Below are 11,753 nucleotides of genomic sequence, written 5' to 3'. Positions count from 1 at the left end.
GTATCCGCGTTCAAGTTTTATTGATAAATATGACTTATTGTTTAGATATGAATAAACCATGTATTAAGAATGGATAATAACAAATATCGAGAGGTATTAATTAATTAGATATAAAAAACAACGATTTAGTCTCATAAATAACGCTTTAGTATTAATGCTAATAAATTGTGTTGTTAATATGTATGCTATCAATAAAAGAAAGGGGCATAGAGTAGGGAGTTGATACCAACTTTTTACAATAATTGTTGTCTCAACTTAATACCTAAGATAACTATTTATCCTTATCAATAAGAGCGAAGCATTTTATGTTTAAAACATTACAAAATTTATTTAAACAACTCACTAATGAAACCGCTTCAATAGGCACTGCTGATACTAACGAATTTGAGTTATCAATGGCTGCACTGTTATGTGAAGTCGCCAGTGCTGATAATGTCACAAGTGAAAAAGAAACAGATGCAAAGTCACACCAACTTGCAGTGTTACTCGATATCAATATTGAAAGAGCGAATGAATTGTTAACTGTTGCTCAGAAAAATAGTGACGAATCGGTATCAATTTATGAGTTCACCTCTAAATTACGCAACATCGATTATGCACAACGCTATGTACTAACAGAAGCTATGTGGCATGTCGCTTATGCCGATGGCGCTATTGACCCATATGAGGAGGCTTTGATCAGACAAGTATCAGAGCTTATCTACATTACACATTCAGATTTCATTAAAGCAAAATTAGCCGCATATCCAGAGCCTTTATAATAGTTAATACAGCATTATGACCTTCAATGCCGTTTATCATATGCATAAAAATGTGATGACCATGAGCTAAAATCAACTTAGTAAGGATGTTAATCACATTTTAAACAATGACTTAGATGTGATCTAGGTCAAGGTTTCAAATCCCCTTTAAAATTATCAACTGTCCTATTCCCATCGTTCAATATTAACAATGGTTATTTTTTTAAAAACAAAATAATCATTGTTATTTTATATTTTATATTTATAGGTGAAAGAATTAAGGCTTCAAGATACGTATAACTTACAAATGCTTACACACGATAACGCGAATCGCTGTTAACATAATTAACACGCACACAACATGGTTAACGTATGAGACCCAGTAAATTAATAGCATTGTTATTCTCAACAATGGTCGTAACATTTCCTGCCGCGGCAGTCACAGAACTAAAAATTAGCCTTCAGCTTCCTATTACTCACCCCCTTGGTCAGAACCTGATACATTTTAAAGACAAGGTTGAAAAAGAAAGTCAGGGGAATTTTAAAGTTAAAATCTATCCTTCAGCCCAATTATATAAAGATAAAGATGTACCAGCCGCAGTCAGTTCTGGTGCTATTAATATGGGGGTTGCCTCTCTAACTCGATTCGCAGGCACGATCCCAGCTGTTGATTTATTTTTTGTCCCTTTTATGTTCCCAACGTATGACTCAGTCGTAAAAGCAACAGCCCCTAATAGCAAAATTAGACAAAAGCTAGATGCCGAAATGACTAAAACAGGCGCTAGACCACTTTGGTGGCAAGCTTACGGTAGCACGGTCATCCTATCCAAAGGCAAACCCATTAAACATCCACAAGATATGACAGGAAAAAAAGTTCGCGTATTTGGTAAGATTGTTGGTGAATTAGTTACAGCCGTCAATGGTTCTCCAACCATGATCTCAGGTAGTGAACAGTTCATGGCTTATCAACGAGGTACCGTCGACGCAGGAATGACAGGGTTAACAGCCATTGCTTCGCGAAAACTTTATGACGTTATGGATTATGTCACCCTGACCAATCATGCCGACATTGAATTTGTTGTACTTATTAATGATAAATTCTGGCTCAGCCTTACACCTAAACAGCAACAAATATTAACGGTTGCTGCACATCAGGTAGAAAAAGAGCTACGTGGTAATATTGTGGAAAAAGAACATGCAGCTTTAGACAAGATCAAGAAAACGTCTATGCAAGTGATTACGCTAAATGATGCAGAGATTAGGCAGTGGAAAGCGGCGTCATCTCCAGTCGTGGAGACGTATATTACATCTGCTGGCGAACTCGGTAATGAGCTTGTCAAACTCGCTAACGCATTATAAGGATATAAAGGGATGAAATATATAGATGCCATATCATCCCTTTTAGGGCAAATAATGGGTTGGTTATTTGTTGTTATCGCAGGGATGATTACCTATGAAGTCATCGCCAGATATCTTTTTAATAGTCCCACAATTTGGGCCGCAGAATTATCAATGTGTTGTATGATATGGGCTATCTACCTTGGTGCAGCGTATACCATACAACAAAAAGGGATGATCCGTATTGATATTCTAGGGCCATGGTTAGGGCCTAATTTCATCCTTTTTTCCGATATATTATCCCTTATTATTATCGCTATTTTTAGTACTATAGCCTGCTATTACGGCATCCAAGTCGTCACAGATTCCATCAGACTTAGCAGGGCTGCTTCCAGTATGCTTGCCTTGCCTATGTGGATAACAGAAATAGCGATACCAATAGGCTTTGCTACGTTGGTACTGCAATGCATATCAGAAATAATACGCACACTTAAGTATGCATCATCCACACAGCAAGGTGATAATCGATAATGACCGTTATTACTCTCACTATCTTAGTCATACTACTTGCAATAGGAATACCCGTTGCTTTTGTATTTGCTACGGTAGGACTCGGCTTGTTTATCTATGATGACATATCATTAATGAACATCCCCATAACCCTTTACAGTACAGCGGATAACTTTATCTTACTTTCTATCCCTCTGTTTTTATTAATGTCTAATATTTTGATCCGAGGTGAGCTTGGTGCCGATCTATACCGTGCAGTGCAAAGTTGGATAGGGCATTGGCCTGGAGGACTAGCCATGGCGACTATCCTATCCTGTGGTATTTTTTCTGCAATCTCAGGGTCTTCCGTTGCAACATCTGCCACCATCGGCAATATCGCCTTTCAGGAAATGATCGCACGTGGTTATGAACGTCGTTTTGTGCTTGGATTACTTGCTGCAGGCGGAACGCTCGGTATATTGATCCCGCCTTCAATTCCCCTCATTATTTACGGTATTATTACAGAATCTTCCATATTAGATCTATTTCTTGCTGGTATTGGGCCTGGTATTTTACTGATGACTCTGTTTATGTTGTATTGTTTTTGTTGGGCTAAATTCAATCATCAATATACGCCATCTTCAAAAGCAAGCTGGCATGAAAGAATGATCTGCAGTGTTAAAGCATTACCAACATTACTGCTCATATTTGTCATTATTGGTGGTATTTACACAGGTGTGTGTACCCCAACAGAATCAGCGGCCGTCGGTGTGACAACATCTCTGCTGATCGTATTATTAAAGCGAACTCTTAGTTGGGATGCGATGAAATACGCTGTCATGGATACACTGAAAACAACTGTTTCTGTATTTTTGGTCATTGCTGGCGCAAAAATATTTAGTAAAGCGATAACCTTCTATGACATTCCACAAAGTATCTCATTAACATTAACCGAATCATTCAGTACTCCTCCAGCACTTATCTTGTCAATTTGTCTTAGCCTGCTTATTATCGGTTTTTTTCTAGAATCTATATCCATGTTGCTGCTGATGATGCCTGTATTACTGCCCACTATTCAGCTAATGGGGATTGATATTATCTGGTTCGCGATATTATTCGTGATGATGATTGAATGCGCTCTGGTTACTCCACCTGTCGGCTTAAACCTATTTACGATACAAGCAGTAACAGGTAGCCCAATAATAGACATAACTAAAGGTGTTACTCCTTTTTTCATACTCATCTTACTGGCGGTTTTGATTATTTACCTGTTACCAGAGATCGCGTTATTTATTCCTTATCACTACACGGGGTAGAAGGTGCCTCCTCACGCTGCGACCAGTATCCAGCCAATAATGCACCGGATAAATTATGCCACACAGAAAATATAGCCGCAGGTAAAGCAGACAGCGGAGTAAAGAATTTCATCGCCAGCGCGGTCGCTAACCCCGAATTTTGTAATCCGACCTCTAATGAAATGGTTCGACAAATCGTTTTATTGAATCCCATTAAACGGCAACAGATATATCCAAGCAACAATCCAGTGCTGTTATGCAAAACAACAGCAAGTGCAATCAAGGGACCAAGCTGTGCAAATTGTTTTGCATTAAGTGCGACAATAATCATAATTGCGGTGACAATCGATAGCATAGAGATAAGAGGTAATACAGGAGCAATACGAGTAATTTTACTTCCTATCAATTGATTTATTAGCAAACCGATACTCACCGGTAATAATACAATTTTAACTAGGCTCCATATCATCACAGCCATTGGAATATCTACTTTTTGGCCAATCAATAACTCTGCCAATAAGGGCGTGAATACGACGCCAAGCAGCGTTGACGTAGCCGTCATGGTGATAGATAAAGCAACATCGCCTTTAGCCAAATAGCACACTACATTCGACGCAGTTCCACCCGCCACAGTTCCAACTAATACCATACCTATCATCAGAGATTCATCCAAGCCCAGAAATAAGCTAATCATTAACGCGACTAAAGGCATAATAGTAAATTGTAGTAATACTCCAGCACCAACCGCATATTTATACGTAAGCACATTAGTAAAATCACGAAAACTGAGTGTTAACCCCATGGATAGCATAATGATAATCAATAATGGAACAATATAACCTTTGAAAGGAATCAAAAGATCGGGCTGAATATAGGCGAAAATAGCCCCCAAAAGTGCCCATAGCGGGAACAGAGCTGTAATTCTATTTAACATGTATTATCCTTTTTAAATTAGTGCGCATTCATTTGCAACAAAAGTATATTTAATTAATTGTTCAGTTATTGGTTCCGTATTAAACGTCGATTGATTATAACCCTTTTAAAACATTAGCTATTTTGTAACTAAGCATTATAGTCAAAAGGGGTAGTGTGTAAACACATCTTCTATAGCCTGATATTTTTACCATAATATGGCGAGACAGCTGTTTGGCATCTTTACCCTTATCTATTTTTCCTAAACCTTGAACTCTCACAATAAATCGCGCTAGACCGAGTACCCATTATTGGGTGCTATTGACGCTCTATTTTTAACACAACAATTAGGAACGTTAATGTTTAAGAAAATTATATTATGTCTCCCCGTCATGTTTTCAGGGTTTACTTATGCAAGCTGTAACGTGCCCAATAGTTTGGATAATATGACGTTGATTAATCATGTTGATTCCCAATACAGTGAAACGAATCCGAATGCTGGTGCTATATCGAAAGTTACCTATACGACAGATCGTTATCTTAACGAATTTCTTAATAAAGAAATTGGTCCTTTCACTGGATCTTATACTTATAAAGTACTCGACGATGAAAATGGTGTCGGTATCTATTTGGGTGACGAAACAAAACCACTGAACAAACCTTCACATACAGTTATCTTCAAATGCTTAACGAATAAATATGGTATGGCGATCTTTACTCAAATAGCTGGCGCTAATGAGCCTGTAGGCAGACAAAATGCTCTTACCTATACGATAATGTAAAAATGATAGATGTCTGTAATGACATCGCCAACTTAGGCACAAGCTAAGTTGGCTCATCTTACATAGCGCATGTTATGTAAGGCAGCAAAATAGAATTCAAACATGAGAACGTTAGGTTAATAAAGAGAATAGGGCAGTTACATCAAGTTACCACCTCTAACAGATCGGACCTTGTTGTGATAACCCCTCACGTGCAAGGTATTGATAACACAATCGTTGACATGATATTTAGTTGTGATAATTATGCATCATCCAGAAAATATTGAGTTGATTATTTCGCTTAATTCAAATAATTAGATATTTTCTGGAATGGATTTTTGGTTTTTTCAATGAACCAAAAAATGATGGATATATGCCTAGGATTGGCATTCTTTAAGGATAAATCATGTTTAAACGTACATTTCTATCTACTTTGATAGGCTATGGTATTGTACTCAACAGTTATGCAATGAACCCACAAGAAGACCCACTTAATCCAACCGGATTTATCGTTTCTCAATCAGAAGTTAAAGCTGCAGAAGATGCTAAAACATTAGACCCAATGTATGATATTTGGGCTCAAGCATTACGCACACAACCTAACGCTGTGGTCGACGCTATTGAACCTAGGTTAGTTTCAAATCCAGACAATGTTAAACGCTTAGAACGTGTTTTCCCACAAACTGAATGGGACTTCTTAACGCAGATGGCAGCTCCTGAATATACCTATACACGTTTATTACGTGCTGTTGGTAAGTTTCCTGCATTCTGTGGTGAATACACAGATGGCCGTAACTCAGATGCAATTTGTAAAAAATCAATCATTACTGCATTTGCTCATTTTTCACAAGAAACGGGTGGGCATATTACTAAAGACAATACCTCAGACAACCCGCAAGCATTAGAAGAGTGGCAGCAAGCGCTTGTACACGTTAGAGAGATGGGTTGGTCTGAAGGTCAAGAAGGGTACACGACAGGTTGTGGTCAGAACGATTGGCAAAATGCCCGTTGGCCATGTTCTGCAGGACAAGGTTATTTTGGTCGTGGTGCGAAACAACTTTCTTACCACTTTAACTATGGCATGTTCTCTGAAGTCATGTACGACGGTGATGCGACTGTATTGTTAAATAATCCAAGTATAGTTGCTGATTCTTGGTTAAATTTGGCGTCTGCTATTTGGTTCTTTTTAACTCCACAAGCACCAAAACCAGCAATGTTGCATGTTATTGACCGAACATGGTCTCCGTCACAGCGTGAAGCAGATGCCGGAATTACCTATGGTTTTGGTACTACAATCAACGTTATCAATGGCGGGATTGAGTGTGGAGAGCAAAACAAAACTAAAGGACAGCCAGTTAACAGAATTCGTTACTGGGAAGGGTTATCAGCACACTACCAAATCCTTCTAGAGTCTGATGAAAAAAATACATGTTTTCAACAAACACCCTACGGCAGTATTAATCTGAATGGCGCAACTGATGTGCTTTACACAAATTGGGATGGTAACTGGAAATATTACGCTGACCGTCCAGGTGGCGCTTCGTTTGAGTGTGAATTAGTTGGCTTTCAAACCGCTTATTCAGCTCTGGTCCCAGGTGATTATGGAAAATGTGTCACAAACTTCTTTGGTTCTCATGCAGGTTGGCCTGAAGTACGTATAGTACCTGACAGTGAAATGCCAACTATACCGACTGAACCAACAGATCCCGGTGCAGGTGGCGTACCAGCTTGGGATGCCAGTAAAGTTTATGCTTCAGGTGGTGAGCAAGTGAGTTATAAAAAGTCTATCTATGAAAGTAAGTGGTGGACACAAAACGATTTACCTGACGCAGGTGGACCATGGTTATTCATTAAGGCTGTAACAGTCACTCCAGTAACTGCAACGTCAGTTGATTCATCACCAACTAATTTCATTATTTGGGAAGACGGTGTGTCTCAAGTAGCCAACGGTGACAAGGTAACAAATATAGGTAAGTGTTTTATTGCTACAAATGCGCCTGGCGTTTGGGATACTCCAACGATTTCTAGCAACCTATGGGACGAAATATCCTGCCAATAAGTTAGTATTTTTTTAGTCTAAATCTAAAATCCTCGTTAGTTAACGGGGATTTTTTATGTTCTGGTGTTTTAATATGTGTGAATATATTTGATTTCATCATATTTTGGATAAAATATGATGAAATCATTTAGATGCATATCATATACTTTATGGTAAATAACCCCAGTGTTAAATTGACAACATCTCAAATCATCGCTGTCTATCAAATAATACAACCGGTCATCAAATAGGGCCTGATTTCAGATGACCACAAACCCTATTTAACATAATATACATTATGCGCAGTGATGTGTTAAACCCAAATAGAGGTGTCAGGATTGTCACCGTTAGAAATGTCATGTTCATTAGCAATAATTCTGTTTAAACCATTCTATTTACTACAAAATTACCGTGCGCTACGTGAAATCTGAAATGTTATACCACTATAGTTACAGCAGATTTTACACAGCGCACATGTTATTTGGTCCTTTGATTATTAAAATTACCTATCTGACTTCAAATGTTCGAGTTCTTTTAAGCACGTGAATATTTTTGCATATCCATCAAGTTTCGTTCATCACCGTTATCAATATCTTGTGATAACAATTCTTCGTGTAAAATTTCATTTTAGTATTCGCTGCAATATATTTTATTTTGTTCAATCATCATCAGTTTCTTTGGCCAATATTTTTTAACGCACGCTACGTAAAATCTAAGTTAGCTTTCCTTGTGATTACCAACGTGATTTACACAGCGCTCATTATGGATTTGTATTATCAATAAATAGATTCTGTGATCACTTATCTGTTTTTGATTTAGGATTCGATTAGCTAAATTTAGATTTACAGTTCTTAACCTGATAATAATTTTTGCTTTAATCTAGCTGACCATTAAATATGATTTTGTTTATCAGGCATCATTCAATGCGAATTCCTATTAGATCAATATGACTGAACCAATCTAATTCTAAATATATTAATTGGAATTTAAGATGCTATTTTGAATCGATCCTACGTTAATTTTACTAACTAGGATGTTACTTACTGATTCAGATTTCACGTAGCGTCACGTAAAATAGCTATGCTATTGATTAAACTGTTAATAATAACGCTAAAGTCTCGATTTTGCGGAACGTCAATTAATGCTGTGTTTATATACAGTTAAATATCTACCCCCGTAAAACCATGACTTTTAATTATAGTTTAGAAATATTTGGTACAAGCTCCCTATCCTTTTTTTATGCTGATAAGACGTTTAAATGTTAAGGTCGGACATAAGAATGATTGTGTATAATGATTCGTTTTTGGTGCATTATTAGCATTAAGCATGCCTAATGGTTGGTTTATGACTCATTAAACAAGATTGTATCTAATGCGCCATTTTAGGTTCATTATAACCACTTTGCGGTATAATGAGTATGTGGAACACATAAGTAAGCCGAATCAAATTTAGAACCTTATGGCGTAATTTAGGGCTTTGATATTACTGTATAAGAACAAAGACACTCTTTAGATTCTAATTTTAATAAGAGTCGATTATTAAAAATAGTTAACCTTGAGAAATCCAGCGATCTTGGCAAAACCGTATTGTTGCAGAGAGTTAACCCCCGTAAGACAGTACGGGGGGCTTCGCCTGATATTTCAGTTTTCGCTATAAAAAGGCCAAAAAAAACCACTGTATAAGACAGTGGTCATAGTGCAGTTACTTATAAAACTGAGTTTATGAGCAATAACCACCCTTATGGTGTGAACCAGTGCCGCCATGCGGGTGTTGCCCTTTTGGGCATGCCATTGCTGACATTGACGAAACACCAAGTAAAACGACAATTGTTGCGGCTATTAATTTTTTCATGTTAAACCTTTTAAGAACTTGAAATTAATCAGCACATTACATGATTAAACCTCATTTTAAAAGGTTTAATAAAAATGAGTGATTTCTGTTATACGTAAGGTGCAGCTCAAGATTTAATAAGTGAAGAGAATAATAAAACCACTGTATAAAGTTTCAAAATGAAACAAGAGTACACAATTAAAGATAGTGTACTCTCTCATCACGCCCATTTTCATGAAGGACAAAGAAAATGTCACCAGAAATCACATCAATAATTCAATCGACAGGCATTGCAATACTAATTATATACGCTGGTCGTTTGGCATGGAAATTTAAAACATATGGAGCAATAGATGGAAAAGTACAAAAAAAACATGAACTAGAAGAAATAGCTAAAGCAGAAGCAAATGGTAAGAACACTATTGAATTTGGATATAAAAAGAGAATCGATGACTCCGAACGATTAATATCATTTGGCGAAGACATGTTTGAATGTGTTGGTATATATATGGAGGAATCAGCAGCTATGTGCAAAGGATTATCTACATTTTGTTACGATTCCATAGAAGATCCTGAAAAATTTAAACCTAGATACTTTGAGCTGAAAGTCATTAAACAACCATATGATAAATACACTCTTTTAGATAAAGTGGAATTAAAATATGGATTGTATTTTAGCGAATACCATGATGATTTCAATCAAGCATATAGAAACTGGAAAGAATCCATAGAGCAGTTTGATAACTTCATAGTAACCACTATGATTCAAAGTCAGAATGAGGTTTTACAAGGACAAAAAAATTACAATGAAGGCATTAAAAATATATTGTCATTAAGGGATAATCATCAGCAAAATCATGCGGACACTACAAAATTAAATTCAACGATAAGAAAAGAATTAATGAAAGAATTATCCAATTTAAGTTCAATGATTCGGGATCAAAAATAGATAATCGTGACGTTCGGAATGTTTAACATGATCAATAGGATTGAAGAAGCGAATGCCTGGGTTACACACTATATTTCACTCCATAATACACGCTTTGCGTGCTTACCACAAAGCGTTATACTATTGATTTAATTGTTAATAATTACACTAAAGTCTCTATTTTTCGGAACGCCAATTAGTACTGTGCTTATACGCAGTGAAATGTAAAACCATGACTTTTAACTGTAGTTTAGAAACGTTTGTTACAAGCCCCCTATCCTTTTTTACTGCTAGCAAGATGTTTCAGGCTAGCTATAATGTAATATTAAATTATGACAGTGTATTGGAGTTAATATTAATGGACGTTCAAGAATTCATATCTAATGTAGGTGGACAAACCGCCATTATTATAAGCTTGCTAGCTGCGCTCTGGGCTATATGTTCCAATATAATAACCAATAAAAGAATAAAGACTCACAAAAGTAAGTTACAAGAGTTAACTCGTATTAAAAAAGACAGTGATTACCGAAAACTGGAACTATATAAAACAGTCTTAAAACCATTAACAGACCTAACGGCCAAAATTTCTGAAGAAGGAAAATTAAGTCTTGATGATATAAGCCAATTTGATAAAGAACGACTAGAGATGTCAGCACAGTTAGCTTTATTTGCTTCAAGTGATGTATTTGATAAGTTCACAGAATTAGTCGATTACATGTATAACTCACAAGAGCTATTTAGTAGTATCGATGAATTCGAATTTGAAGTGTTCCGCGTAAAAATGCTTAAATTACTTAGTGAAATGAGACGTGACATAGGTTTTCACAAGGATGAAATTACTTACAAAGGCTATAGATAAATAGGTGTCAGCTGGCACCGTCTGAAATGTCGTGTTTATTGGCCATGATTCTATTAAAACCCTTCTATTTACTATTTAAATATTCTTCATCTCTATATTTTGATGCAAGTGCCCTATTCCTTTTTACTCCTACCTGGATGTTAAATCTAATACCGGAATTGAAGTGGTTATAGGGTTAGTTATTGAATTTAATTATATTGACGGCATCGATTACCATTTATTAATAATGATTCATATATGGAACATTACTTGTATTTTAAGTCATTAATGGATGATTTACGGGACATTAAAGTAAATAAAACTAATGTTCCTTTTTAGGAGCATTAAGGTTATTTTTAACCTATAATAGTCATATTATAGGACATTAAAGGGTTGGTATGAATTATTCAAACATGACAGCACCTGCAATCGCCACGGTGATTGGTGAAAGACTAAAAACCTACCGCCTTAACGCGAACAAAACCCAAGCATCAATCGCAAAAGACGTAGGATTAACCCGTAAAAAGATAGCCAATGCTGAGAACGGGCAATGCTCACTCGAAACCATGATCATTATTATGCAG

10 protein-coding genes and 1 pseudogene are annotated in these 11,753 nt (G+C 36.5%); 9 read left to right on the top strand and 2 right to left on the bottom strand.

Features of this window, described 5'->3' with window-relative positions:
* The first annotated feature begins 305 nt into the window (after positions 1 to 305).
* The 4 genes from AKG98_RS04665 (at position 306) to AKG98_RS04650 (ending at position 3,883) form a co-directional block, all read left to right on the top strand.
* Complete coding sequence (locus tag AKG98_RS04665; RefSeq protein WP_067042106.1) at positions 306 to 761, top strand: TerB family tellurite resistance protein; 456 nt, start codon at positions 306 to 308, stop codon at positions 759 to 761.
* Between the two features lie 351 nt (positions 762 to 1,112).
* The gene (dctP, locus tag AKG98_RS04660) at positions 1,113 to 2,099 is read left to right on the top strand and encodes a TRAP transporter substrate-binding protein DctP (RefSeq protein ID WP_067042104.1); all 987 of its coding nucleotides are present in this window, start codon (positions 1,113 to 1,115) and stop codon (positions 2,097 to 2,099) included.
* A 54-nt stretch (positions 2,100 to 2,153) separates the two neighbouring features.
* Positions 2,154 to 2,609 (top strand): TRAP transporter small permease, encoded by a 456-nt coding sequence (locus AKG98_RS04655; RefSeq protein WP_198155416.1) that lies wholly within the window; start codon positions 2,154 to 2,156, stop codon positions 2,607 to 2,609.
* Positions 2,609 to 3,883 (top strand): TRAP transporter large permease, encoded by a 1,275-nt coding sequence (locus tag AKG98_RS04650; RefSeq protein ID WP_067042099.1) that lies wholly within the window; start codon positions 2,609 to 2,611, stop codon positions 3,881 to 3,883. The genes AKG98_RS04655 and AKG98_RS04650 overlap by 1 nt, the downstream gene beginning before the upstream one ends.
* Here the strand turns inward: AKG98_RS04650 and AKG98_RS04645 are convergent.
* Entirely contained in the window at positions 3,858 to 4,796 is a 939-nt protein-coding gene (locus AKG98_RS04645; protein ID WP_067042096.1) for a bile acid:sodium symporter family protein, read from the bottom strand. The two genes, AKG98_RS04650 and AKG98_RS04645, sit on opposite strands and share 26 nt — an antisense overlap.
* A gap of 337 nt (positions 4,797 to 5,133) precedes the next feature.
* On the opposite strand from AKG98_RS04645, the gene AKG98_RS04640 reads away from it, so the two are divergent.
* On the top strand, positions 5,134 to 5,556 hold the full coding sequence (locus AKG98_RS04640; protein WP_067042093.1) for a hypothetical protein: 423 nt from the start codon (positions 5,134 to 5,136) through the stop codon (positions 5,554 to 5,556).
* Between the two features lie 385 nt (positions 5,557 to 5,941).
* Complete coding sequence (locus AKG98_RS04635) at positions 5,942 to 7,594, top strand: chitinase (RefSeq protein ID WP_067042090.1); 1,653 nt, start codon at positions 5,942 to 5,944, stop codon at positions 7,592 to 7,594.
* Between the two features lie 1,698 nt (positions 7,595 to 9,292).
* On the opposite strand, the gene AKG98_RS22835 is transcribed toward AKG98_RS04635, so the two are convergent.
* Positions 9,293 to 9,424, bottom strand: a complete 132-nt coding sequence (locus AKG98_RS22835) for a hypothetical protein (RefSeq protein WP_255358610.1) — start codon at positions 9,422 to 9,424, stop codon at positions 9,293 to 9,295.
* Positions 9,425 to 9,653: 229 nt separating this feature from the next.
* Here AKG98_RS22835 and AKG98_RS04630 point away from each other — a divergent pair, with 229 nt between their 5' ends.
* The 3 genes and pseudogenes from AKG98_RS04630 to AKG98_RS22970 form a co-directional block, all read left to right on the top strand.
* On the top strand, positions 9,654 to 10,352 hold the full coding sequence (locus tag AKG98_RS04630) for a hypothetical protein (RefSeq protein ID WP_067042087.1): 699 nt from the start codon (positions 9,654 to 9,656) through the stop codon (positions 10,350 to 10,352).
* A 337-nt stretch (positions 10,353 to 10,689) separates the two neighbouring features.
* A complete protein-coding gene (locus AKG98_RS04625; protein ID WP_067042084.1) occupies positions 10,690 to 11,190 on the top strand; it encodes a hypothetical protein in 501 nt (166 codons plus the stop codon).
* Between the two features lie 377 nt (positions 11,191 to 11,567).
* Positions 11,568 to 11,705: pseudogene (locus tag AKG98_RS22970) on the top strand (XRE family transcriptional regulator); the annotation flags it as partial.
* Between the last annotated feature and the right edge of the window lie 48 nt (positions 11,706 to 11,753).

Origin of the sequence: Moritella sp. JT01 (assembly GCF_001574435.1) — a bacterium.
Classification (GTDB): Bacteria; Pseudomonadota; Gammaproteobacteria; order Enterobacterales; family Moritellaceae; genus Moritella.
Note: the sequence above shows the minus strand (reverse complement) of the source record. Positions and strands in the feature narration are given on the sequence as shown.